This is a genomic window from Pseudoduganella sp. jia 9, from assembly GCF_055502615.1.
In genome coordinates, this window is the sequence record NZ_JBUPWE010000002.1 from 1 (window position 1) to 25,761 (window position 25,761).

Consider the following 25,761-nt stretch of genomic DNA (forward strand, 5'->3'; position numbering starts at 1 on the left):
CGATCCGTCACCGTCGGGATGCCGAGCTCACGCTCGCCACCGTCGGGCTTCGGGATCGTCACCCTTCGTACCGGGCTGGGCCGGTACGTCCCTGCCAGCAGTTGTTCGCGTATTTCCGGCCAGGCGACGGCCAGATAGCGCGAGGTTTCGTCAATGTCCCGACCATCCACCCCGGCTGCGCCCTTGTTGGCACGCACACGCTTGAACGCCTGCAGCAGATTTTCCCTTCTCGGCGCTGCTTGCAGCAGCGCCGATCCTGCGTTTCCTGACACATGTCGCGGACCACAGGCTTCGTCGCTGGAAGTTGCAGCCAAGGCTTCACCCTGACCTACGGCCTCCCGCCCCGCTGACGCGGGCATCTGACGCATTGCCTGTTGTATCGACATGCCGGAAAAAAGACACTCCTACTCGTTCGGTCCTTCGTTGGCGGAGTCGAGCCTTCCCGGCGCTACCTCCAACTACTATGACCTCTGCTGAGACCCTGCTACGGCAACGCCGCCGTCCTTTCAGACGTGAGGCAGGGCGTCCCCAGGTAAGGGCCGCATTCCTTCATCACACAACCGCCGCATCTACGCCGCTTCGCCTTGACCACAAGAGCTTCGCGGTCTTGGGCCCGCTCGCCCTGCTTGGCAGCGCCTTCTATGCGATTCGTGTTCCTCGGCTCATGATTTACGCTCCACGCTTCCTTCCCACGGTCGATTACTCTTCCGCAGTTGCGCTTCACTTCGCTCGCTGTGGTCAGCTCGCGGCGAGACTTTCACCCACAGGAGTGCGCCCATGCTGGGCGCACGCAATGAAAAAAGCCACCTCGCGGTGGCTTTTTTACGGGCTGTGCGGCACTTACTCCGCGCCGTTCGCTTTCGCGTCGGCCAGCGGACGCATGACCTTGACCTTCGCCTTGTCCTTCAACACCTCGACATAGTTCAGCATGTCCTGCTGGGCGACGATATTGCCGATCTGCTCGCGGGCCGATGCAAGGCGTGCCTCATCGGTCGCGGCTGGCTGGTGCACCTTGCCGATGCGGTAGATGCCATAGCCCATGCCCGGCAGTTCCACGCCCACGTAGGCCGGCAGCTTCGACGTGTCGGCTTTCAGCACGGCGCGCGCGACCAGTGGCGGCATGCCGTCGGCCTTGGCGCGCGACACGGTCTGCACGGGGCTGAAGCCGGTGGCGTCATCGGCCTTCTTCAGCGCGGCCAGCTTCGCCTCGCCGGCAGCCTTCGCGGCCTTCATCGCTTCCTCGAGCGTGACGCGCTGGCGGATCTCGGCGCTCACGTCGGCGAGTGGCTTCTGCGACGCCGGCTTGAACTCGACGATGCGGCCGGATACCAGCGTGCTCGGTGCGACTTCGACGGCTTCGGTATTGCGCTTGTTCTTGACGGCGTCGTCGGCGAACAGCGCAGCCAGGAACTTGGCGTTGTTGTACGGCGCGGGCGCGGCGCCCTGGGCCGGGGTCCGCGTGACGTTCTCGGCGGTCTCGATCTTCAGGGCCAGCTTGTCCGCCACCGGCTTCAGGCTGTCGGACTGTTCATACACGGTATTGGTGAAGGTCTCCACCACTTCCGAGTACTTCTTGCCGGCCTTCTGCTTGCGCAGGTCGGCGGCGATCTCCGTCTTCACGTCATCCAGCGGCTTGACGACGGCAGGCTTGACCGACGTGACGGTGATGACGTGATAACCGAATTCCGATTCGACCACGTTGCTGATCTCGCCCTGTTTCAGCGCGAAGATCGACTGCTCGACCGACGGTACCAGCGAGCCTTTCTCGATCACACCAAGGTCGCCGCCCTGCTCGGCCGAACCCGGATCTTCCGACTTGGCCTTGGCGACCTGGGCGAACGTGCCCGGCGCTTTCTTCAGGTCGGCCAGGATCGCCTCTGCCTTGGCCTTGGCGGCAGCCTTGTCGGCCGCTTTCGCATCCTTGTTGACGGCGACCAGGATATGGCTGGCGCGCCGCTCTTCCGGCGCGGTGTAGCGCGCCTGGTTGCCCTTGTAGAACGCGGCCACTTCCTCGTCGCTCACGCTGACCTGGCCTTCGATGGCCTTGGCATCGAGCACCACGTACTCGATGCGGGCCTGCGCCGGCACCGCGTACTGCTTGGCGTTCCTGTCGTAGTACGCCTTGATCATGTCGTCGGTGACTTTCACGTTGGCCACGAACTGCTGCAGCGGCATGGCCAGTTCCTGCACGTCGCGTTCCTGTTCGGTGAGGTCGGTGACCAGCTTGGTGACGGTGCGCGGCGCGAAAGCGGTTGCCTGGATGCCGCTGACCAGCTGCTGCACGGCCATGTCGTGGCGCATCGTCTGCTCGAAGCCTTCCGGCGTCAGGCCGCTGTTATTGGCCAGCATCGCGCGGTAGCGCTCGATGTCCACCTTGCCTTCCGGCGTGATCATGCCCGGAATGTCCTGGATGCTGTCGAGGATCGCCTTCTGCAGTGCCGCGTCGCTCACCGTGAGGTGGCCGCGCACGACTTCGGACGTAACCGCGCGCTGCGCGATCAGGTTGTCCAGCACGCTCTGGCGGAACTCGGGGGTGTCGAACATCTTCTGGTCGAACTGCTCGCCGAAACGCTGGCGGTACTGGTCCAGCTGGCGGCGCAACGCGTTATCGAACTCCTGCTGGGTCACCGGTTTGCCGTCGACCTTGGCGAGCGTGGTTGCGCTGTCGCCCATGCTGTCGTAGCCCTGCACGCCAACGAATACGAACGATGGAACGATCACGATCGCCAGCAAAATCTGCATCAGTTTCTGATGCGTACGTATGAATTCAAACATGGCCAATTTATCAGGTTATGCATTACAAAAAAAAGGCGAACGTTAGCGTTCGCCCCTTTCGCTGCTCACGCGATTATAGGGGGCACATTCCGCTATAGCAAGGTGAGCATTTGAAAAAACGGCAAGGGTGAGTGGAGCGAGGGAATGGAGGCGTCATGTTTCGCAGAGCGCGAGCTCGGCAAAGGGGGGAATGGCGAAGCAGGTGGCAAACTGGCGAGTGCCCGTCGCGCCGCCGGCAGGGAAAGCACTCCATGGCACCGGAATCAGGACGAAAAAAAGCCCGGCAAGCCGGGCTTTTTTTGCTGATTCTGGCGGAGCGGACGGGGCTCGAACCCGCGACCCCCGGCGTGACAGGCCGGTATTCTAACCAACTGAACTACCGCTCCCGGTAGCGATTCAAAAGAATCGGATCATCAGTATTCGCGCTTTTGCTGGCGGAGCGGACGGGGCTCGAACCCGCGACCCCCGGCGTGACAGGCCGGTATTCTAACCAACTGAACTACCGCTCCTGCAAAAACGCACATACTGTTTACTACGTTACTGCCACTACCTTTTTTTCACTGCTCTACTTCCAGCACATCCGCTTGCAGCAAGCTGGCTGGTGGGCGCTGAGAGGCTCGAACTCCCGACCTAATCCTTGTAAGGGATCCGCTCTACCAACTGAGCTAAGCGCCCCGCTTTGCAGCAACGGGATGCAGCAACCGCCTGCAGAAATTGCAGGCAGCGATCGCATGCAACGATCGGTGAACAGCCGGGCCGCTCACCGAAGGCCATTAGTTTACTGCATCCTTCAGGGCTTTACCAGCCTTAAATTTCGGCACCTTTGCTGCATCGATCGTGATCTCTTCCTTCGTGCGCGGGTTGCGGCCGGTACGGGCAGCGCGCTCGCTGACCATGAAGGTGCCGAAGCCGACCAGGGTAACGCTGTCGTTCTTGGCCAGGGTGGTGGTTACGCCATCGATCATCGCGTCCAGGGCACGCGCCGCGGCCGCTTTGGAGATATCGGCGGAAGTGGCGATATGGTCGATCAGTTCAGTCTTGTTCACAGCTAGTTCCCCGTCACAAAGGTTTAAATCGTTTATACCGTTTACTTCGTTTGTTTGCGAATGCACACGGTAATTTCAGGCAGAGAAAAATCTCAGGCCGTATTAAACAAGCCGGGCTTGCCCTGTGTCAAGGCGTCAACATGTAAAAAACACCCTCTGAAACGCAAAACGGGCACCTCAAGTGCCCGTTTTTCACAAACCGGGCGCCCGAAGGCGCCCTTTCTCAACTTGCTGAGCGAAACGTCAGTGCTTGACCACCTCGGTCGGCCCGTCCGCCTTCTGCGCGGCGGCCGCCACCGGCTCCACCGCCGGCACATCGGCAAGCGCTTCCGGCTGACGTTCCAGCGCGATTTCGAGCACCTTGTCGATCCAGCGTACCGGCACGATCTCGAGCTTGTTCTTGACGTTGTCCGGGATCTCGGCCAGGTCCTTCACGTTCTGCTCGGGGATCAGGACCGTCTTGATGCCACCTCGATGCGCCGCCAGCAGCTTCTCCTTCAGGCCGCCGATCGGCAGCACTTCGCCGCGCAGCGTGATCTCGCCCGTCATCGCGACATCCGCTCGGACAGGAATGCCGGTGAACACCGATACCATCGCCGTCGTCATCGCGATACCGGCGGACGGTCCGTCCTTCGGCGTCGCGCCTTCCGGCACGTGGATGTGGATATCCTGCTTCTCGAACACCTCCGCCTTGATACCCAGGCGCTGCGCCCGGCTGCGTACCACCGTGCGCGCCGCCTCGATGGACTCCTTCATCACATCGCCCAGCGTACCGGTGCGGATGACGGCACCCTTGCCCGGCACGGCGACCGATTCGATCGTCAGCAGGTCGCCGCCGACTTCGGTCCAGGCAAGGCCGACCACCTGGCCCACCTGGTTTTCCTTTTCGGCCACGCCGAAGTCGTAACGACGCACACCCAGGAACTTGTCCAGGTTCTTCGGCGTAACAGCGACCTTCTTCTCGGTCTTCTTCAGGAGCAGCAGCTTGACTACCTTGCGGCAGATCTTCGACACCTCGCGTTCCAGCGAACGCACGCCGGCTTCGCGGGTGTAGTAGCGGATCACGTCGCGGATGGCTGCTTCGCTGACCGTGACTTCGCCTTCCTTCAGGCCGTTGTTCTTGATTTGCTTCGGCAGCAGATAGCGCAGCGCGATGCTGGTCTTTTCATCTTCGGTGTAACCCGACAGGCGGATCACCTCCATCCGGTCCAGCAATGCCGGGGGGATGTTGTACGAGTTCGACGTGGCCACGAACATCACATCGGACAGGTCAAAGTCCACCTCGATGTAGTGGTCCGAGAACGTGTGGTTCTGTTCCGGGTCCAGCACTTCGAGCAGGGCCGACGACGGGTCGCCGCGGAAGTCCGCACCCATCTTGTCGATCTCGTCCAGCAGGAACAGCGGATTGCGCACGCCCACCTTCGACAGCGACTGCAGCACCTTGCCCGGCATCGAGCCGATATAGGTACGGCGGTGGCCGCGGATCTCGGCTTCGTCGCGCACGCCGCCCAGCGCCATCCGCACGTACTTGCGGTTGGTGGCGCGGGCGATCGACTGCCCGAGCGATGTCTTGCCGACGCCCGGAGGACCGACGAAGCACAGGATCGGCGCTTTCAGCTTGTCGACGCGCTGCTGCACCGCGAGGTATTCCAGGATGCGTTCCTTGACCTTGTCGAGACCGTAATGATCCGTTTCCAGCACTTTCTCGGCATTCGACAGATCGCTGGTGACCTTCGACTTCTTCTTCCACGGCAGCGACACCAGCGTATCGATGTAGTTGCGCACGACGGTCGCCTCGGCGGACATCGGCGACATCAGCTTCAGCTTCTTCAGTTCGGCATTGGCCTTGTCCAGTGCCTCCTTCGGCATCTTGGCGGCCAGCACCTTCTTCTCGAGCTCGTCGAAATCGGCACCGTCCTCGCCCTCGCCCAGTTCCTTCTGGATCGCCTTTACCTGTTCATTCAGGTAGTACTCGCGCTGCGACTTTTCCATCTGGCGCTTGACGCGGCCGCGAATGCGTTTCTCGACCTGAAGGATGTCCAGCTCGCCTTCCAGCTGGCCCAGCAGGTGCTCGAGGCGCTTGGCGACGTTGAAGATCTCCAGGATGACCTGCTTCTGCTCGAGTTTCAGCGGCAGGTGCGCGGCCACGGTATCGGCCAGGCGGCCGGCATCATCGATGCCCGACAGCGACGCCAGGATCTCGGGCGGGATTTTCTTGTTCAGTTTGACGTACTGGTCGAACTGCTGCACGATCGCGCGGCGCATCGCCTCGATTTCGGAATCGTCGCCGATTTCGGAATCCAGAGGCTGCAGCTCGGCCACGAAGTGCGTGGGAGTATCGGTAATCTTGCGGATGCGCGCGCGCTGCGCGCCTTCGACGAGCACCTTCACGGTACCGTCAGGCAGCTTCAGCATTTGAAGGATATTGGCGACGCAGCCGATTTCATAGATATCGGTAGGGGAAGGCTCGTCCTTGGCGGCGGCCTTTTGTGCGGCAAGCATAATGCTCTTGCCTTGCTCCATTGCCGCTTCCAGCGCCTTGATCGATTTTGGACGCCCTACGAACAGGGGTATCACCATATGCGGGAAAACGACGACATCCCGTAAAGGCAACAACGGCAGTTGGGTCTGCTCAGTTAATTTGGAAGTTGTCATGGCGTACCTTATGTAAAAGCATGTTTATGATGTAGGCACTCGCAGCCGAATCACAAGACCCGCCGCCAGAATAATTCTTCTCAACACATAATCTTGTTGGAAATATTGGCAGCGCTGCTCTAAAAGTCAGCAGCTACAAATAGAAAAAGCCACGCGCGACGAGCGCCGCGAGTGGCTTTCCGAATGAAGCCTGCTTCTCTTATTGGTTTCGATTGTACTGCGTTGCTCTACGGATGCAAAACGCTTTTTTCGACCGGTGTGCAGACTTCAATTGCACGCACCGATCAGTTTTCGCCGGATGCTTTCGGCGACTCCTGATAAATCAACAACGGCTTTGCACCCTGGGTAATGGTGTTTTCATCGATAACCACTTTGGTGACATTCTGCTGGTTCGGCAGGTCATACATGATATCAAGCAGCGCATGTTCCAGGATCGAACGCAGGCCCCGCGCGCCGGTCTTGCGTGCCAGCGCCTTGCGGGCAATGGCGTGCAATGCAGCCGGGCGGATTTCGAGTTCCGCGCCTTCCATTTCCAGCAGCTTGCCGTACTGCTTGATCAGCGCGTTCTTCGGCTCGACCAGGATCTGGATCAGTGCTTCTTCGGTCAGCTCCGCCAGCGTGGCGACCACCGGCAGGCGGCCGACCAGCTCGGGAATCAGGCCGAACTTGATCAGGTCTTCCGGTTCCGCTTCCAGCAGGATGTCGCTGTTGGAACGCTGTTCCTTGCTCTTCACGGTGGCCGAGAAGCCGATGCCGCTCTTTTCCGACCGGTTCGAGATGATCTTCGCCAGGCCATCGAAAGCGCCGCCGCAAATGAACATGATGTTCGTGGTGTCGATCTGCACGAAATCCTGGTTCGGATGCTTGCGGCCACCTTGCGGCGGCACCGATGCCATCGTGCCTTCGATAAGCTTCAGCAAGGCCTGCTGCACGCCTTCGCCGGACACGTCGCGGGTGATCGACGGGTTGTCGGACTTGCGCGAAATCTTGTCGATCTCGTCGATGTAGACGATGCCGCGCTGGGCCTTTTCCACATCGTAGTTGCAGCTCTGCAGCAGCTTCTGGATGATGTTTTCAACGTCCTCACCCACGTAGCCCGCCTCGGTCAGCGTGGTGGCGTCGGCGATCACGAACGGAACGTTCAGCATGCGTGCCAGCGTTTGCGCCAGCAGCGTCTTGCCGGAGCCGGTCGGGCCGACGAGCAGGATATTGCTCTTGGCCAGTTCGACGTCGTCTTTCTTGCCCAAGTGCTTCAGGCGCTTGTAGTGGTTGTACACGGCCACCGACAGGATGCGCTTGGCCGTTTGCTGGCCGATCACATACTGGTTCAGCAGCTCGGCGATCTCGTGGGGCGTCGGCAAGTCCGATTTGGCGCCCGTAACGGATTCGATGCTGGACGTCTCGTCGCGGATGATGTCATTGCACAAATCAATGCACTCGTCGCAGATGAAGACGGAGGGCCCGGCGATCAGCTTCTTGACCTCGTGCTGGCTCTTGCCGCAGAAGGAGCAGTACAGAAGTTTTTCGCCGCTGGAAGATTTTTTGTCGGACATGGGACGTTTTCTTTAGTTACAAGAATAGTGTTGCACAGGTTGCTGAACTGCCGCTGAATGTGTCGCTGGATGCATTACCGATCTAATCGATGAACCAAGTCAATGAGCAACCTGGTGAGCAAACTGCCACGCGGGTGAATCAATCATTACGCAGGCTATTACAAAATACACTACATAACACACTGCATGACGCATTACTCGAACCGCTGCATTACCCTGCAGGCCAACTTTCATATATCAGCATGCATGAATCCAGCCGTGCGGTCATCGAGACTCATGGATACCGATGGATCCAGCAGTACAACCCAACCGTGCAGACAGGGCGTGTGATGAGGCAAGAAGTCCTGCACACAACCACATGCTACCCGAAATAAAAATAAAACGCCCGGAACGGTGTGGCGTCCGGGCGTAATTTTCGCGTTTTCGCTGCGATGCGCTGGCCACCGCTTGGGTTAAATCAAGCGCGGGTCGTCAACACCTTGTCGATCAGGCCATACTCGGCGGCCTCGTCGCCCGACATGAAGCGGTCGCGGTCCGTGTCCTTGGCGATCTGGTCGATGGTCTGGCCGGTGCGCTCGGCCAGGATGCTGTTCAGGCGATGGCGCAGGTACAGGATTTCCTTGGCCTGGATTTCGATATCCGATGCCTGGCCCTGCGAGCCGCCGGACGGCTGGTGGATCATGATGCGCGAGTTCGGCAGCGAGAAACGCTTGCCCTTCGCGCCCGCGGCCAGCAGGAACGCGCCCATCGAGGCAGCCATGCCCGTGCACAGCGTCGAGACATCGGGCTTGATGAACTGCATCGTGTCGAAGATCGCCAGGCCGGCCGAAACGGAACCACCGGGCGAATTGATGTACAGCGAAATATCCTTGTCGGGATTTTCGCTTTCCAGGAACAGCAGCTGCGCCACGATCAGGTTGGCCATCTGGTCGTTGACCGGGCCGACCATGAAGATCACGCGTTCCTTCAGGAGGCGCGAGTAGATGTCATACGAGCGCTCGCCGCGGCCGCTCTGTTCGATGACCATCGGCACCAGGCCGAGCATTTCCGTGTCCAGTGCCGGATTGCGGTTCATTCCGATCATTCCTTTTCCTTGTGAAGCGCACCGGCCGGCTGCAGTATGCATTTTCACGCAACCGTCAGCCGGCCGGCGCCGGATGTTTTTACGACAGGGAGACTTAGCCCTGCGCTGCGCTTCCCATCAATTCGTCGAACGGCACTTCCTTCGCCGACGTCTTGGACAGGCCCAGGACATAAGTGACGACGTTTTCTTCCAATACAAGAGCTTCCACTTCGGCCAGGCGGCGGCGATCGCTGTAGTAGTACTTCAGCACTTCGCGCGGATCTTCATAGCTCTGTGCGAAGTCCTCGATCTGCGCCTTCACCTGTTCAGGCGTGGCTTGCAGTTCGTTGTCGCCGACCAGCTTCGACAGGATCAGGCCCAGGCGCACGCGGCGCTCGGCCTTGTCCTTGAACAGCTCCGGCGGGAATGGTACATCTTTTACGTTCATGCCGCGGGCGGCCATGTCCTGGCGGGTCATCTCGGCCAGGCGCTCGGTGTCCTGGTCGATCAGCGCTTGCGGCACATCCAGCGTGGCGGTATTGACCAGCGCGTCCATCACTGCTTCCTTGTTGCGCGCCTTGACGCGGCCGTTCACTTCGCGCTCCAGGTTGACCTTGATGTCATCGCGCATCTTGGCCAGGTCGCCGTCGGCTACGCCCAGCGATTTCGCGAACTCGGCATCCACCTCGGGCAGGTGCGCCCATTCCAGCTTCTTCAGCGTGATCGTGAACTCGGCGGTCTTGCCGGCCACGTCCTTGCCATGGTAATCCTCGGGGAAAGCCAGCGGGAACGTCTTGGCTTCGCCCACTTTCAGGCCGACCGTGGCTGCTTCGAATTCCGGCAGCATGCGGCCTTCGCCCAGTACGAACACGTAGTCCTCGGCCTTGCCGCCGGCGAATTCCTCGCCATCGATCTTGCCGACGAAGTCCACGGTCACGCGGTCGCCGTTGGCGGCAACGGCTTCGCCGCCGTCGCCATGCTCGCCGGCCTCACCCTTGGTGTGGAAGTGGACACGCTGCTTGCGCAGGATGTCGATGGTCTTGTCGATCTCGACGTCGGTCACGGACGATTTCACGGTCTCGATCTCGGCCTGGGACAGGTCGCCGACTTCCACTTCCGGGTACACCTCGAAGGTGGCATCGAAGGTCAGCTGGCCTTCCGGCGAACCTTCTTTTGGTTCGATCTTCGGGAAACCGGCAACGCGCAGGTTGTTTTCGTTGGCGGCGTCGTTGAACGCGCGGCCGACCTTGTCGTTCAGGACTTCGGTTTCGATCTGGTAGCCGTACTGGGCCGCCACCATCTTCATCGGCACCTTGCCCGGACGGAAGCCGGGAGCGCGCGCGGACTTGGCCTGGACTTTCAGGCGCTTTTCCACTTCGGAGCGGACGTCCGACAGCGGGAAGGAAATCGTGAGTCGGCGTTCGAGTTTGCCCAAGTTTTCGACAGCAGTTGCCATGTAAAAATCGTCCAAAAAATTGTGAATACTGTTGGTGCGAGGAGGGGGACTCGAACCCCCACACCATTGCTGGCGTCAGGACCTAAACCTGGTGCGTCTACCAATTTCGCCATCCTCGCGCTATGGGAAACCTCGCAAAGCGCCGCCGCGTATTACCACACTGCGCGGCGCTTTCCGGGATCTCCAGCTTTCCCATTGCTACTTTGCACAAAAGCAAAGGGCGACCATTAAGTGAAAACGGGTCGCCCTACCCTGCAATTGACAGGGGCTTTCAACTTCAACACGGCATTTTACTGGTTTTTCCCGAGAATGGGGATGATTTTTGACCTTTAGCCAACTGATCAATTAATAAGCTGGCCGCCGCGTCAATTACATCGCCATTGCACTCCCCGATTCAAACTCACCGCACCGGCTTCTTAACCCGGAACCACGCCGCATACAAGGCCGGCAGGAACAATAACGTCAGTGCCGTCGCCAGCACCAGCCCGCCCATGATCGCCACCGCCATTGGCCCCCAGAATACCGAGCGCGACAAAGGAATCATCGCCAGCGCGGCGGCGGCGGCCGTCAGCAGGATCGGCCGGCAGCGCCGCACCGCCGATTCCACGATCGCATCCCACGGCGCCGCGCCGGCCTTGATGTCCTGCTCGATCTGGTCGACCAGGATCACCGAATTGCGGATGATCATGCCGAACAGCGCAATGATGCCGAGGTTGGCGACAAAGCCCAGCGGCCGGCCCAGCAGCAGCAGGGCGAACGCGGCGCCCGCGACACCCAGCGGCCCGGTCAGGAACACCAGCAGGGATCGGGAAAAGCTGTGCAGCTGCAGCATCAGCAGGGTAAAGATGAGGAACAGCGCCAGCGGCAGGTTGGCCGCGATCGACTGCTCGGCCTCGCCGCTATCGGCGGCCGCGCCCTTCTCCTCGATCTTGTAGCCGGCCGGCAGGCGCGCACGCAAGTCAGCCAGGCGCGGGTTGATCTGGCCCGACACGGTCGGCCCCTGGATCCCCTCGACGACGTCGGCCTGCACCGTGATCGCCCATTCGCGGCCCAGCCGCCACACCACCCCCGGCTCCCACACGAACTGCACGCGCGCCAGCTGGGAGATGGGCACCGAGCGGCCGCTGGCCGTGGGCACGTTGGTATTGTTCAGGACCTCGATCGTCTGCCGCTCCGCCAGCGGCTGGCGCACCTGGATATCGATCAGCCGGATGCCTTCGCGGAACTGCCCGATCACCGTGCCGGACAGGATCGTGTTCGCGGCCCGCATCACGGTCTGCGTCGTCACGCCGAGCGCGCGCATGCGCTCCTGGTCCAGGTCGAGGCGCAGCACCTTCACCGATTCGTTCCAGTTGTCGTTGGTGCCGACCGCGTTCGGATTGGCCCGCACGATGTCCTTCACCTGGTCGGCAATCGCGCGCACCTTGTCGACCTCGGTGCCGGTCACGCGGAACTGCACCGGATACGGCACCGGAGGACCGTTCGGCAGCAGCTTCACGCGGCCTCGCACTTCCGGGAAGTCGTCATGGAAGACCTGCGTGATCTTCCTGTGCAGCTCCGCGCGTGCCTCCAGGTCCTTCGGCAGCACGACGATCTGCGACACGTTCGTCTGCGGGAAGATCTGGTCCAGCGGCAGGTAGAAGCGCGGGCTGCCGGTACCGACATAGCTGGTCACGGAGACCACGCCCGGCTGCTTGCGGATGAACTCCTCGAACTTCCTGACCTGCGCCTCGTTGGCGGAAAACGCGGTGCCTTCGGGGGACCACATTTCCACCATCAGCTCGGGCCGCGAAGAATCCGGGAAGAACTGCTTCTCGATGAACTCGAAGCCGTACACGCCGAGCGCGAAGATCACCAGGGTGGCGCCGATGGTCGTCTTGCGCCACTCCACGCACCAGGTCACCACGCGCCGGAAGCGCTGGAAACCGGGCGAGTCGAATACGTCGTGCCCGTGCTCGCCCGGCGCATGCGGCTGCACCTTGAGCAGCAGGTAGCCGATATAAGGAGTGAACACCACCGCGATCACCCACGACATGATCAGCGCGATCGCATTCACCGAGAACAGCGAGAACGTGTACTCGCCCGCCGTCGATTGCGCCAGTCCGATCGGCAGGAAGCCCGCCACGGTGATCAGCGTGCCGGTCAGCATCGGCAAGGCCGTGGACGTGTACGCGAATGTGGCCGCTTCCAGGCGCGACAGACCCTCCTCCATCTTCCGCACCATCATTTCGACGGCGATGATGGCGTCGTCCACCAGCAGCCCCAGCGCGATGATCAGCGCGCCCAGCGAGATCTTGTGCAGGTCGATGTTCAGCATGCGCATGAACAGGAACGTCACGGCCAGCACCAGCGGGATGGTCAGCGCCACCACCAGTCCGGGCCGCACGTCGAGCCGCAACTTCGGCTTCGTGTGCAGGCCCAGCGCGACGAAGCTGACAGCCAGCACGATCAGCACGGCTTCGACCAGCGTGTGGACGAACTCGCCGACGGAAGCCGTGACGGCCTGCGGCTGGTCCGACACACGCGCCAGCTCGATGCCGACCGGCAGCTTGCCTTTCAGGTCGCCCACGGTCTGCTCGAGCGCCTTGCCCATCTCGATGATGTTGCCGCCCTTTTCCATCGATACGCCCAGGCCGATCACCTCCTTGCCGTTGAAGCGCATCTTGTCGCGCGGCGGGTCCTGGTAGCCGCGCCGGATCGTGGCGAAATCGCCCAGCCGGAACGTGGTGCCGTTGGCGCGCAGTACTAGCTCCTCCAGGTCCTTCACCGTGGCCAGCGCGCCGGTCACGCGCACCTGCAGGTTGTCGGTCGGCGTGACCAGCGTGCCGGTCGCCTCGATCGTGTTCTGCGTGGCGATCTGGTCGACGATCTGCTCGAACGGAATACCCAGCTGGGCGAACTTCTGGTGCGAGAACTCGATGTCGATCTTTTCATCCTGCACGCCGAACAGTTCGACCTTCGAGACTTTCGATACGCGCAGCAGCTGCTGGCGCACGAAGTCGGCGTAATCCTTCATCTCGGCATAGGTGAAGCCATCGCCCGACAGCGCGAAGATCGAGCCGTACGTGTCGCCGAATTCGTCGTTGAAGGTGGGTCCGATCACTCCCTGCGGCAGCGTGCCGGCGATATCGCCCACCTTCTTGCGCACCTGGTACCAGGCGTTGCCGGTTTCCTTCGGCGGCGTCGATTCGCGCAGGCTCAGCATGATCAGCGTCTGGCCCGGCTTCGAATAACTGCTGATCTCGTCGATATACGGCGTTTCCTGCAGCTTCTTTTCCAGTTTGTCGGTGACCTGGTTGGCCATCTGCAGCGCGGTGGCACCCGGCCAGAAGGCCTGCACCACCATGATGCGGAAAGTAAATGGCGGATCCTCGTCCTGGCCCAGGTTCTGGTAGCTGAGCATGCCACCGATCAGCATCACGGCGATCAGGTAGCGTGTCAGCGGAATGTGTTCGAGGGCCCACCGCGACAGGTTGAAGCCTCGCATCATGCCCCCTTGGCGGCCGGCGCGGCGGGCGCCTTCGGAACATCGTCACCAAGGATGCGCACCTTCTGCCCGGGCTTGAGCAGGTGCACGCCGGCGGTGACGACGGTCTGGCCGGCCTTGACGCCGCTGCCCAGCACCAGGTCGTTGCCGTCGGCGGCCACAACGGTGACCGGCACGAGCTTGACGGCGCCGTTCTCGACGACCCACACGGAGGTGGCATTCCGGTCGTGGAACAGTGCCGACAGCGGCACCTTGATCTTCGGCTCGCCTTTCGATGCGAACTGCACCACCGCCGTCATGCCCAGCTTCGCCTGGGTGAGCGCCGGCGGCAGCGCCACCTTGAATGCGTAGGTGCGCGTGGCCGGATCGGCCACCGGCGACACTTCACGGATCTTTGCCGCCACGGCCCGATCCGGCGCGGCCCACAGGCGAACATGCACGTCGGTCACCTGGCGCAGTGCGTCGACGCGGTCTTCCGGCACGCCGAACACCACTTCCTTTTCGTCCGTGCGGGCCACCGTGACGACCGGCGTACCCGCGGCCACCACCTGGCCCGTCTCGGCCGCCACCTGCGTGACGACGCCGTCCATGTCGGCCACCAGTGCCGCATAGCCGGCCTGGTTCGACTGCTCGCGATAGCCGGCGCGTGCCGCGTCCACCTGCGCCTCGGCCGCGCGTAGCGCCGATTCCTTTTCATCGAGGACGGCCTGGGCGACGAAGTTCTGCGCACGCAGTTCGCGGTAGCGCTTCACGTCCGCCGCCGCCAGGTCGCGGCTGGTCTCCGCGGCGCGCAGCGTGGCCAGCGACTGCGCCTGGCCCAGGCGCAGGTCTTGCGGATCGAGCTGCATCAGGGCCTGGCCCTTGCGCACGACCGTCCCGACATCGACCTTGCGGGAAACGATCTTGCCGGGAACGCGGAAACCCAGCTGCGACTGGTAACGGGCCCGCACTTCGCCGGAGAACTCCGCATTCACATCCACATCGGAACTTTGCAGCACCATGGCGCGCACGGGCCGTACATCGGCACTCTGCTCCGGCGGCTTCGAACAGGCGGCCAGCAGCACGGCGGCAACCGCGATCACACAGGACTTCAGGACTTGCACGGTACTTTCCTTCACTCTTATATAGATGACTGCAATTCCGGCTGCAATGCCATCCTCGCTTGCGACCTCAATTGCGGCGGCCACGCTTAAGCACTATGATTGCGGGCTGAATTGATGACTTTCCATTAATAAATTTACAAAATGAGATGAAAATTATAGACGTGGCGAATGACTTTGAAAATGACTTTCGCGTCAGTTAGCCGCGCCAACACCCATGGCAGTCGATCACTATGAAAACTTTCCCGTCGCGTCGCTGCTGCTGCCGCGCCGGCTCGTCCCTGCCGTGCAGGCCATCTATGCGTTCGCCCGCGGCGCCGACGATGTCGCCGACGAAGGCGACGCGACTCCCGCCGAGCGACTTGCCGCCCTGGCCGAATACGAAGCAGCGCTGGTGCACATCGAGCTGGGCGCACCGCCGGCCGGCCCGGTGTTCCAGCGCCTGGCCGCCACCGTCGCGCAACATGACCTGCCACTGAAGCCCTTCCATGACCTGCTGTCCGCCTTCCGGCAGGACGTCACGGTAACCCGCTACCAGTCCTACGGCGAACTGCTGGACTACTGCCGCCGTTCGGCCAACCCGGTCGGGGTCCTGATGCTGCACCTCTACGGCGCCGCCACGCCGGACAATGTGCGCGATTCGGATGCGATCTGCACCGCCCTCCAGCTGATCAACTTCTGGCAGGACGTCGCGGTGGACCAGCACAAGGAACGCATCTACATCCCCATGGAAGACCTGGCCCGCTTCGCGATCTCGCCGGCGCACCTGGACAACCCGGCCGCCCATGGCAAATGGCGCGCGCTGATGCGCTTCGAGGTCGAACGCACGCGCGCCCTGATGCTGGCCGGCGCGCCGCTGGCGTGGCGCCTGCCCGGCCGCATCGGCCTGGAACTGCGCCTGGTGGTGCATGGCGGCTTGCGCATCCTGGAAGCGATCGAGGAAGTCGATTACGACGTCTTCCGGCGCCGTCCCATGCTGCGGCGTACCGACTGGCTGAAAGTTTTCTGGCGCGCGCTGCGGCCGGTGCCATTAGAATAGCGCCTTCGAACGCGCAATATTGCAAAATAATTACATGTCTCCCGACGATTACTGCCAGCAGAAAGCCGCCGCCAGCGGTTCGAGTTTCTATTACAGCTTCCTGTTCCTCCCGCCCGACCGCCGGCGCGCGATCACGGCGCTGTACGCGTTCTGCCGCGAAGTGGACGACACGGTCGACGAGTGCACCGACGAATCGCTGGCGCGCATCAAGCTGGCCTGGTGGCGCACCGAAATGGCGGCCATGTACGAGGGCAAGCCCAGCCACCCGGTCACCAAGGCCCTGCAGCCGCACGTGGTGCCGTACGGCCTGCAGCAGGAACACATGCAGGCCATCATCGACGGCATGGAAATGGACCTGAACCAGACCCGCTACCTCGATTACGCCGGCCTGTCGAAATACTGCTGGCACGTGGCCGGCGTGGTCGGCATCCTGTCGGCGAGCATCTTCGGCGCCACGCGCCCGGAAACCTTGCGCTACGCAGAGAAGCTGGGGCACGCGTTCCAGCTCACGAACATCATCCGCGACGTGGGCGAAGATGCCCGCAAGGGCCGCATCTACCTGCCGATCAACGAACTGCAGCAGTTCGGCGTCACCGCCGCGGATCTGCTGAACGCCCGGCATACGGAGAATTTCACGAAACTGATGGCCTTCCAGGCCGAACGCGCGCAGCGCTCCTACGAAGAGGCGTTTGCCCTGCTGCCGAAGGAAGACCGGCGCGCCCAGCGGCCCGGCCTGATCATGGCGGCGATCTACCGCACGGTGCTCGACGAGATCGAGCGCGACGGCTTCCACGTGCTGACCCAGCGCATCTCGCTGACACCGATCCGCAAGCTGTGGCTGGCCTGGAAGACCTGGGTTCGCGGTTGAAGGCGTTCGCCGAATGCTGAAGGCTGCGGTGATCGGCGGCGGCTGGGCCGGCTGCGCCGCCGCCGTCGAACTGGCCAGCCGCGGCGCCGCCGTGACGCTGTTCGAAGCGGCCCGCACGCTGGGCGGCCGGGCCCGCCGCATCGAAGCGGGCGGCAAGACGCTCGACAACGGCCAGCACATCCTGCTGGGCGCCTATTCCGCATCGCTGAAGCTGATGCGCACCGTCGGCGTCGACTTCGGCCGGGCAGTGCTGCCCCTGCCCCTGCAGATGTGCTATCCGCCGGGCGGCATGCGCTTCGTGGCGCCACGGCTGCCGGCACCGCTGCACCTGGCGTTCGCCCTGCTGCGCGCTACCGGCCTGGAGCGCGCGGACAAGCTGGCCATGGCCCGCTTCTCGACCACCGCGCGCTGGATGGACTGGCGCCTCGACAATGACTGTTCGGTGGCCGAACTGCTGGTGCGCTTCGACCAGACGCCTCGCCTCGTCAACCTGATGTGGCGGCCGCTTTGCCTGGCCGCGTTGAACACGCCGCTGGAGACCGCATCCGCGCAGGTCTTCCTCGCCGTGCTGCGCGACAGCCTGGGCGCGCGCCGCAAGGCTTCGGACATGCTGCTGCCCCGGCACGACCTGTCCGCCCTGTTCCCCGATGCCGCCGCGCAGTGGTTGCAGCAACATGGCGGCACCATTCGGTTAGGTGCAAAAATCTCGCGGCTGGAACCGTGCGACGGCGCCTGGCTGCTCGACGGCGAGGCGTTCGACAAGGTCGTGCTGGCTGCCTCGCCGGTGGCCAGCGCCGCGCTGCTGGCGCCGCTGCCCGAGGCGGCACCGGTCGTGTCGCAACTGTCGGCTTTCACCTACGAGCCGATCACCACCTGCTACCTGCAATACCAGCCGGGCGTTGCCCTGACGCAGCCGTTCTTCGCGCTGGAAGACGCGCCAGTCGCAGGCCTGTGGGGCCAGTTCGTCTTCGACCGCGGGCAGCTCGATGCGGCACAGGCCGGGTTGCTGGCGGTCGTCGTCAGCGCGTCGGGCGACGCGGCCGCCCTGCCCCAGCCGGAACTGGCGCAAGCCGTGGCCGCGCAGCTGGCGCAGGCATTCGGCCGGCCGGAACTGGCCAATCCCGGCTGGACCCGGGTCGTCACCGAAAAGCGTGCCACCTATGCCTGCACGGCCGGCCTGTCCCGCCCCGCCAATGCCACGCCGCTGGCCGGCCTGGTGCTGGCCGGCGACTATACGGCCGGCGCGTATCCGGCCACGCTGGAAATGGCGGTGCGCAGCGGGCTGACGGCCGCCAGGCTGCTGTGCTGAGCCGCTCTGCCCCGTTGCGTCCTGTCCCCTTCCCGTGCCGCCTGCGCCCCCGTTTATGCAGCCTGTCGCAGTGCGTTGGCATGTTCCTTGCCAGAAGCATACAGTGGGCACATCGGAGGACTGGATATGCGACTCACTTTGACAACTATTGCCGTTCTGGCCATCGTGCTGCTAAGCGCAGCGGCGATCGTGCAGATCGACGCGCACGGCCATCCCGTCGCGCTGCAGCTGGCAATGAACTAGGAAACACCCGATGGGCAAGCAGGACTATCTCGACGCGCTCAGGAAGGCCATGACCGGCCTGCCGCCGGAAACGGCGGCCAGGACGCTGGCCTACTATGAGCAGCGCTTCATCGACGGCCTCGTGGCGGGGCGCAGCGAAACCGAGATCGCGGCCGACCTGGACGAACCGCGCAAGATCGCGATGACCCTGCGCGCCAACGTGCACCTGCAGTCATTCGAGCAGAAGCGCAGCCCGGCCAGCTTCGGCCGGATGCTGGCCTCGTTTGCCGGCCTGGCGGTGTTCAACCTGTTCATGGTGGTGCCTGCGGCCGTGTTCACGGCGCTGCTGCTCGCCGTGTACGGCTGCGCGTTCGCGTTCTATGTCAGCGGCATCGCCGTCGCCGCCAGCGGCCTGGCCGGCGCCAACGAGATGATCCTTGCCGGTCCGCTGCGCCACATCGCCGATATCGACGACGATGGCGACCGCTTGCAGACACGCGTCTCGATCGGCGAGCGCGGCATCGAAGTGAGCCAGCAGCGCTCGCCCGGCCTGCAGCAGGAGCTCGACGAGGAAGTCAGCCGCTCCGGCCGCCTGCTGGACAATGCCGAAGCGATGGCCGACGGCAGCGTGCGCATCTCCGTCGATCCCGAAGGCGCCTCGCGCGCCACGCAGACGATGATCGGCTTCGGCCTGGTATTCGGCGGCATCGCGCTGTTCCTGCTGTCGCTGGTGGTCACACGCTACAGCGCCATCGGCCTGCGCCGCTACGTGCAGATGAACCACTCGCTGCTGCGGGGGCGGTGATGCGTATCCGCACCCTGGTCAAGGTAGGCCTGTCGCTGTTCGTCCTCGCGCTGGGGCTGATCGGTGTGTCCTACACCATGCTGCGCGCGCAGGGCGTCGCCAATCCATCGACGACCGCCGGCCGCGTCACCCGCACCGAGGTACGCGACATCGGCCACGGCATCACGGCGATCGACCTGCAAGGCCCGATCGACCTGACGCTGCGCCAGGGCAGCACGCCATCGCTGAAGGTGGTCGGCGAACAGCGCCTGCTCGGCAACGTCGCCACCTCCCAGGAAGACGGCACGCTGCGCATCGCCACCACCGGCATGCTGTTCCACCACAAGCGCCCGCTGCAGGTGGAAGCCGTATTGCCGTCGCTGCAGGAGGTGGAGATCCGCGGCAGCGGCGACAGTGCCATTTCCGGCTTTTCCGGTGAACGGCTGACCATTACGCTGAACGGCTCCGGCAACCTGTCGTTCTCCGGCCGCTACCGCCACGTGACGGCGGCGGTGCATGGCAACGGCGGGCTCGACCTGAAATCCGGCAGCGGCGAAGACATGCAACTGGCCCTGTACGGCTCCGGTTCGATCAGCGCTTCGGGCACGTGCAAGGAACTGGAAGCGGAACTGACCGGCTCGGGAACGATCGATGCCCAGCACATGGCATCGAATACCGTTTCGGTGGAAGTCAAGGGCTCGGGCACCACGGAAGTCTTCGCCCGCGAAACGGCCGCGATCACCATCGCGGGCAGCGGGGATGTGACGGTGTACGGCAATCCGGACCAGCGCAGCGTGAGCCGGACGGGGTCGGGGAATGTGTCGTTCGAATGAGTCGGCGAAAGGTCCTGTTCCTGAATACCGTCAATTCTCACTTGCCAGCAAGCCTTTGTCGCCCACTCCATTAATCATAACCAAGCGATCGCAAGTGAATTGGCGTGCGGTGATTCACCGTACGTCCGCACGCCCCTTGCCCTGAAGACTACAGCCGCACTCTGTCTTGCACCCGTCTACGGCCACAGGAATGCCACCCGCCGTCACCGTCTGGTGGGCAGTCACAATCTTGTTGACGCCATGCGGCTTACCTCCGGGATAGAACAAGGGACACGACACCTGATCGCCCAGCCGAGCTATCGGCTTTCCGTCAATGTCATGCAGCGGTGATCCGCTGATCACTTTTCCACCATGGTCGGTCGAATCGCCGACCGTGATAATTCTCAGAGACATGCTCGCTCCCCAATCACTTGGCACTGCGCTCTTATTTCACCTTTGATTCACTGTCCCGCCGTTTGCCCGCATACCGCGGTGCTCTCTCGTTAGCTGCACTTGGCCAAATGGACGGAGTCAACGCTTGCCGCGGAGCGAAGGATTTGAAAGTACCCGATCCTTTTCGAGGGCGGCGTGCTCCGCGCTGATGGAGCCGCCGGGATTCTCATAACCGTGGTAGCCGATACCGGAACTGACTTCGTGATCATCGACATGATCTCCGGAGTCGATGACATAGCGGTTACCGTTGGCCATCTCCAGTTCGTAATTCGCCAGCACGTCCAGGTCATGCTTGAATGTCATATTTCCGTCGTCGTCAAACTCGCCGTTTTCGACGACCGCTCCATCCTTGTACAGCTTGTATGGCATACCGGCGTTCGGCTTCCCGCCGGCAGCGGCGTGGCTGCCAAGATGGAACGCCCCCTTTCCTTGCAGCGTCCCCGATGGCAGTGCGACCTCAGACATCGACATGTTCTTCGGTTCGATCAGGCTATGTTTTGCAGCATGCACCACGAAGTTTCCGGTAGTTCCTTGCTCGATGCCTCCAGCGCTGAATTTCGCATAGCTTCCACCACCATTGATGACAATTTCTTCCTTGGCGTTGATGGTAATCCGTTCCGCCGTATGCGTTATATTGAGCTTGGCCAGCAGATTGATACTGTCTGACAGTGCTTTCACGTCGATGTCGCCACCGGCTGCAATCATCCGTACGCCAGCTTTATGCACGAACATCCGTATGGCCTGGCGCACGCTCGCGAACAGGCTGCCTCCAGCCGCAAGCGAGATATCCTGCCCGGTCGTCAGTGCCGTATGATCATCGCTCGCCACATGGGTACTCCCGGCAGTCGTGGTCTCGATGCCTGCCGGGCTTGCCAGAACGAGATGCGGGGCCGCCAGCCCGGGAGTCCCGCCTTCGCGGCTGGCTTCCCCCTTGATTCCGAGGTTTTGAGCCTTGATCGTGGCCGACGGGCGCGTTTGCTCGTTCGCTTCCTGGGCGCCACATTGCGCGGCGAGCCTGGCCAGATCGTCATGCCGTTGTTGCGCCGAGTTGAGTCTGAGCACCGTTTCGCTCATGGCCTTTGCTTGCCCAGCAGCATTGGGACGCGATTCAGTCGTGATCAACATGCCGCGGTTTGCCCGCGCGACGCCCCACGCATTCGTTGCCAACTCCCACCCCTCGCCCCGCGCATCCGCGCGTCCATCCGAGGTCTCGATGCGATGAATGCTGCCGAGCGATAGCTGGCTGCACTGGTAGTCGCTCTTGAGCTGGACCTGCATGGCATCCTTCGTGTCGTCCAGGATCAGATGGTTGCTGGAGCCGTTGCTATTGCCCAGCTCACGGCTGCGCAATCCTGCCAGCGCTTTCTGCGCCGGAAGATGCCATGGCGGCATATTGTCGCGGTTGTAGACCACACCCACGACGATGGGCCGATCGATATTGCCATCCAAAAATTGCACGACGACTTCCTGCCCGATGCGAGGCAGACACATTTGCCCGAAGTACTGGCCCGCCATCGGCATCATGACTCTTATCCATGGCGAACTGGCCTGGTCGAACTGCCCCATGCGGTCCCAGTGAAACTGCAGCTTTATGCGGCCAAGTTCGTCCGTGTAGGTGTCTTCACCTGGCGGCCCGACGACGATGGCGGTCTGCACGCCGGGGTTCGCACATTCTTTACTGTTGTATCGCCTGCCTGGACGCCAACGAATGTCGCGCCGGATGCACGTCAACGTGTTGCCGTACTCCGATTTGCCCTGCGGCCCCGCCGGATAGTTATTGCTGGCCGTATGAACGACTGCCAGGATAAGATAATCACGCAGCCCCTTGCTCGGCTTGCGCTCCTCGCCCGGCGCACGCGCTCTCTGTATCGCGCTGAAATGCCCGGAGAGCTTGAAGGTCCGGCCGGGATGCGCTGCGCGGTCATTTCCACTTGCCTCGAAATATTGCGCCACGCAGTCTCGCTCCTCCATTCGGCGCTGCGCCAGCGACTCGCCGTCGCGAACGTCCGCATACCCATAGGCACCGGCATTTTCATACAGCTCGTAACCGTCGACGTCACCCTGCTCGTTCAGCGAAAAACCTGTTGCGCGCACTGCCCGGGCGCTCTTGTAGTCAAAGCTTGCGAGGGTTGTCGTGCCGGCGCCGAGGTTACGGACGGCCTGCCACTTCCGAATGCCGTCAGCCTCATCGGAACCCGCTCCGCCACGAAAAATCATCTGGCCGCTCACGCTGTCGAGCCCGACTCCATCAATCGGCTCCGCTTGCGTGGAATTGTCCGCGAGGATCAGGGTGTGCCCATCCGCCCGGTGTTCGTACCAATAATAAAGACCTGCATCCTCCCAGCGACGATGCAAATGATTGTAATCCGTCTCGTTATGCTGGTTTGCGCAAGTCAGTTTTTTGTCCTCGTAGTCGAGGCTCATCCGGACTGTCCAGTCGCGCTGACGATAATGGGCAAATGTCGACTCGGTCAACTCCACGACACTGCGATGATGGAACGACACATTGTCCTTGCGCAGTCGGCTGAACGCCAGCCAGGGCTCCAGCACCATCGTGTAGAAGGCAAAGCCACCGTCGGCCCGGACAAAGGCGAAAGTGCTGACATATCCATTCAGGTAGCGGATTGTGCCATCGTGCCGGACGAGCATGATCGTCACCATCCGCCCCATCATGCTCTTCAGCGATATGCCGGCATCATCGGACAAGACTTCACCCTCTACCCGGAAATCGCGTGACAACTCCTCGCTCATGCGAACTGAGTTGATCAGCATTGTTGCTCCCGGTGGCCCGTCGTCATGCGGAAAACTCATCCTTAATAGGCGATTATTCTGCGACGTGCCATTGAAAGCGGACAGTGCCGCTAGGCCGGCGTCAAATGTAGTTTTCATCACATCATCATCCCATTTAATTGTCGCTAACAACTGCTATCAATAGGCCGGGACGCTCATATTCTCCCTCTCCGCCACATCTGCGAAACCATGCCATTCAGGAAGTTGCGCCGGCGGCAATGGCAGTATTTGATCCAGTCGACTTAGCTTCATGTCCGGATTTACCTCGAGCGCATGAAAGATGGCGTTATAACGTTTCTTCCGTTCTGGATCCACGACTATTTTTAGTTTCTGCATCGCGCCCAGCTCGGCCTCTGTGGGGTTGGACCAATGGCCCCAAGTGAATAGCAATTGAAGTGCCGCTGCTGCCTCAGCGTCGCCTAATTTGATTGCCTCGTGGTACAGGCGGATAGATACCTCATATCGGTCTAATACCCGCTCACGCATCGCAAGCGCGGCCGCTGCAGCTCCATGTCCCTGTTCGTATGCACACCGCAACATGTGCTCTTCATCATTTTCTTTTCCAGCTGCACCATAAGTCTCTGCTACCACCATTTGTGCCTCGGGACTACCAAGCTCAGCGGCTCTTCTGTAATATGCCCAAGCAATTTCATGATTTGCGTCAGTGCCCGCATGCCCATGCTCATAGGCCACGCCAAGGTCGTACAGCCCCCATGGCTGACCTTTTGCCACAGCCATACGTACGATTTCTAGTGCCTTTTCTGGTGCCGCATCGAGAACACGGTTCGAGGGCAGTGAACCTAGTCCATGGCGATAGAAGTGCGCCATTAGCGACCGAGCACCCCAGTCGCCGAGGTCCGCTGCTTTCTTGACATTTGCAAGTATGTACGTCCCCTCGGAATGGCTTAGCTGCCAAACTGGCTTACTTCGCCAGACCCTGCGTGCTTGGATATATAAATTAAATGCTGTCGCATCGCGAAGCGCAGGCATGTGGCGTCTCCACTGGTCACATTTCGGAGCGGGTTCGGATACCTCGAATCGTTTCAAATCGGTAGGTAGTGGCCTCATTTTTTTCTCCGGAATTCCACCTTTTATACTAGTCCAAAAAATTGAAAAGACGGCCATTATCAATACCGCTCGGTATCGGCAAATATTATTCATGATTAGATGAGAGACGAACCGGGCTTACGGTCGACATGAAAGGGCAGCAACTGACTGCTCAGCTTCTTTCCCATTTCTTTACTCTTCATATTTTTCTTAGCCTCGTCACCCCAAGCAAGGAATAACTCCTCCATACATCCAAATTGATCAGGCCCAGAACTTCCGCTGCATTGACGAAACAGCTCACGGCGTAGTTCATAGGCGACTTCAGAAGCATTGCTTAGGACGTTTAATTCGCTATCTAGTGCCATACTGCGAAGGTTGAGGTTCGTCGAACCAATCGTAAACGCAGCATCATCAACGATTGTCACTTTCGTATGAATATAGATTTCCTCATAATCACTACGCAACATCTTTTCTTTAGAAGCATCGCAACACCATAGTGATCCAATAAAAACATTAATTCCGGCAATAGCGAGTTCTTCCGCACTAATAGGGGCTCGTGTTCCGCCTGTATTAGCGCTGTTGATTTCTTCCTTCTGAACCACTGGCATAGAATCACCTTGTCCAATTCTCCCCACTACCTCATGGGTTGGACGATCCATTCCATCTCTCTCTGGGGTCGAAGTGAGCAAAAATGCATAAACTGGCCTCATATACCCCGCCGCTCGAAGGTTATGTACACACGCACGAAGATGCTCCGCCCAGGCACCATACTGCACGTACTGATTCTGAATGAAGATATAATGTGTCATCTGCCTGGTCAGATTCGCATAGCATTCCTTCGCGCCTTTTTCGCCGTGCAGCGGTTGTGTCCGCACTAACTGAGCCGCATGTTCCTCCTTCTGCCGAGGGAATGCGCCAATAGGTACCCGATTCCTTCGGCCTATGAACTCGCTATCCATTTCGCCATGGAGCCTGTCACCGGCGTAACGAATGATTTTCCGCACGGCTTGCACACCGGCTAGCGGTAGAAACCACAAACCATCCAGGAATGCTGAACTGGGTCGATCCGATTCGGACCATCCCTGGAAAAAATTATGGTTCAGGTCATGCAATATAGGGCCACGCAGCCGGCATGAAACGTCCTGGTATGGCTTGACGATACGGCTGTGCCTGTCAATATACGCTTGGACTGCAAGCTCTTTTTGCTTGACCAGATATTCTGGCGGCGCGTAACCCGGCGATGCGCCATCGAACGAAGGCCCTTCACGCCATGCCCGCTTCATAAGTTCGGCGTGTTCCATG

Annotated in this window: 17 protein-coding genes, 4 tRNA genes and 1 pseudogene; 5 read left to right on the forward strand and 17 right to left on the reverse strand. The window is 61.3% G+C overall.

Annotation, left to right across the window (positions count from 1 at the left end; genetic code table 11):
* The 13 genes and pseudogenes from ACY34H_RS01835 to ACY34H_RS01895 form a co-directional block, all read right to left on the reverse strand.
* Positions 1-386: pseudogene (locus tag ACY34H_RS01835) on the reverse strand (group II intron reverse transcriptase/maturase); the annotation flags it as partial.
* Positions 387-840: 454 nt separating this feature from the next.
* Positions 841-2,775 carry a SurA N-terminal domain-containing protein gene (locus ACY34H_RS01840; RefSeq protein WP_464975782.1) on the reverse strand — a complete coding sequence of 645 codons (1,935 nt, stop codon included), beginning with the start codon at positions 2,773-2,775 and terminating at the stop codon, positions 841-843.
* Positions 2,776-3,084: 309 nt separating this feature from the next.
* Positions 3,085-3,161, reverse strand: a tRNA-Asp gene (locus tag ACY34H_RS01845).
* Positions 3,162-3,207: 46 nt separating this feature from the next.
* Positions 3,208-3,284 (reverse strand) — tRNA-Asp (locus ACY34H_RS01850).
* Positions 3,285-3,374: 90 nt separating this feature from the next.
* Positions 3,375-3,450: transfer RNA gene (locus ACY34H_RS01855), tRNA-Val, on the reverse strand.
* Positions 3,451-3,548: 98 nt separating this feature from the next.
* Positions 3,549-3,821, reverse strand: a complete 273-nt coding sequence (locus tag ACY34H_RS01860) for an HU family DNA-binding protein (RefSeq protein ID WP_107142294.1) — start codon at positions 3,819-3,821, stop codon at positions 3,549-3,551.
* 243 nt (positions 3,822-4,064) lie between these two features.
* On the reverse strand, positions 4,065-6,476 hold the full coding sequence (gene lon / locus ACY34H_RS01865; protein WP_464975783.1) for an endopeptidase La: 2,412 nt from the start codon (positions 6,474-6,476) through the stop codon (positions 4,065-4,067).
* Between the two features lie 284 nt (positions 6,477-6,760).
* Entirely contained in the window at positions 6,761-8,029 is a 1,269-nt protein-coding gene (gene clpX / locus ACY34H_RS01870) for an ATP-dependent Clp protease ATP-binding subunit ClpX (protein ID WP_464975784.1), read from the reverse strand.
* Positions 8,030-8,486: 457 nt separating this feature from the next.
* The gene (gene clpP / locus ACY34H_RS01875; protein WP_371861255.1) at positions 8,487-9,104 is read right to left on the reverse strand and encodes an ATP-dependent Clp endopeptidase proteolytic subunit ClpP; all 618 of its coding nucleotides are present in this window, start codon (positions 9,102-9,104) and stop codon (positions 8,487-8,489) included.
* A 103-nt stretch (positions 9,105-9,207) separates the two neighbouring features.
* On the reverse strand, positions 9,208-10,548 hold the full coding sequence (gene tig, locus ACY34H_RS01880) for a trigger factor (RefSeq protein WP_464975785.1): 1,341 nt from the start codon (positions 10,546-10,548) through the stop codon (positions 9,208-9,210).
* A 32-nt stretch (positions 10,549-10,580) separates the two neighbouring features.
* Positions 10,581-10,667, reverse strand: a tRNA-Leu gene (locus tag ACY34H_RS01885).
* Between the two features lie 281 nt (positions 10,668-10,948).
* The gene (locus tag ACY34H_RS01890; protein ID WP_464975786.1) at positions 10,949-14,038 is read right to left on the reverse strand and encodes an efflux RND transporter permease subunit; all 3,090 of its coding nucleotides are present in this window, start codon (positions 14,036-14,038) and stop codon (positions 10,949-10,951) included.
* Positions 14,035-15,138: an efflux RND transporter periplasmic adaptor subunit gene (locus tag ACY34H_RS01895; protein ID WP_464975787.1), complete on the reverse strand. Its 1,104-nt coding sequence runs from the start codon at positions 15,136-15,138 to the stop codon at positions 14,035-14,037. Before ACY34H_RS01895 ends, ACY34H_RS01890 begins: the two co-directional genes overlap by 4 nt.
* Positions 15,139-15,352: 214 nt before the next feature.
* Here ACY34H_RS01895 and hpnC point away from each other — a divergent pair, with 214 nt between their 5' ends.
* From hpnC to ACY34H_RS01920, 5 genes are all read left to right on the forward strand, one after another.
* Positions 15,353-16,174 carry a squalene synthase HpnC gene (hpnC, locus tag ACY34H_RS01900; RefSeq protein ID WP_464975788.1) on the forward strand — a complete coding sequence of 274 codons (822 nt, stop codon included), beginning with the start codon at positions 15,353-15,355 and terminating at the stop codon, positions 16,172-16,174.
* Between the two features lie 34 nt (positions 16,175-16,208).
* Positions 16,209-17,042 carry a presqualene diphosphate synthase HpnD gene (gene hpnD / locus ACY34H_RS01905; protein ID WP_464975789.1) on the forward strand — a complete coding sequence of 278 codons (834 nt, stop codon included), beginning with the start codon at positions 16,209-16,211 and terminating at the stop codon, positions 17,040-17,042.
* 13 nt (positions 17,043-17,055) lie between these two features.
* The gene (gene hpnE / locus ACY34H_RS01910) at positions 17,056-18,351 is read left to right on the forward strand and encodes a hydroxysqualene dehydroxylase HpnE (protein ID WP_464975790.1); all 1,296 of its coding nucleotides are present in this window, start codon (positions 17,056-17,058) and stop codon (positions 18,349-18,351) included.
* Positions 18,352-18,604: 253 nt separating this feature from the next.
* Entirely contained in the window at positions 18,605-19,378 is a 774-nt protein-coding gene (locus tag ACY34H_RS01915; RefSeq protein ID WP_464975791.1) for a DUF1700 domain-containing protein, read from the forward strand.
* Positions 19,378-20,190: a head GIN domain-containing protein gene (locus tag ACY34H_RS01920; RefSeq protein WP_464975792.1), complete on the forward strand. Its 813-nt coding sequence runs from the start codon at positions 19,378-19,380 to the stop codon at positions 20,188-20,190. Before ACY34H_RS01915 ends, ACY34H_RS01920 begins: the two co-directional genes overlap by 1 nt.
* A 114-nt stretch (positions 20,191-20,304) precedes the next feature.
* Here the strand turns inward: ACY34H_RS01920 and ACY34H_RS01925 are convergent, their stop codons facing one another.
* From ACY34H_RS01925 to ACY34H_RS01940, 4 genes are all read right to left on the reverse strand, one after another.
* Positions 20,305-20,583 (reverse strand): PAAR domain-containing protein, encoded by a 279-nt coding sequence (locus ACY34H_RS01925; protein WP_464975793.1) that lies wholly within the window; start codon positions 20,581-20,583, stop codon positions 20,305-20,307.
* Between the two features lie 117 nt (positions 20,584-20,700).
* On the reverse strand, positions 20,701-23,394 hold the full coding sequence (locus ACY34H_RS01930; protein WP_464975794.1) for a type VI secretion system Vgr family protein: 2,694 nt from the start codon (positions 23,392-23,394) through the stop codon (positions 20,701-20,703).
* Between the two features lie 156 nt (positions 23,395-23,550).
* Positions 23,551-24,402, reverse strand: coding sequence for an SEL1-like repeat protein (locus ACY34H_RS01935; RefSeq protein ID WP_464975795.1), 852 nt, complete (start codon positions 24,400-24,402; stop codon positions 23,551-23,553).
* Positions 24,403-24,575: 173 nt separating this feature from the next.
* Positions 24,576-25,760, reverse strand: a complete 1,185-nt coding sequence (locus ACY34H_RS01940; RefSeq protein WP_464975796.1) for a phospholipase D-like domain-containing protein — start codon at positions 25,758-25,760, stop codon at positions 24,576-24,578.
* Position 25,761 lies beyond the last annotated feature (1 nt).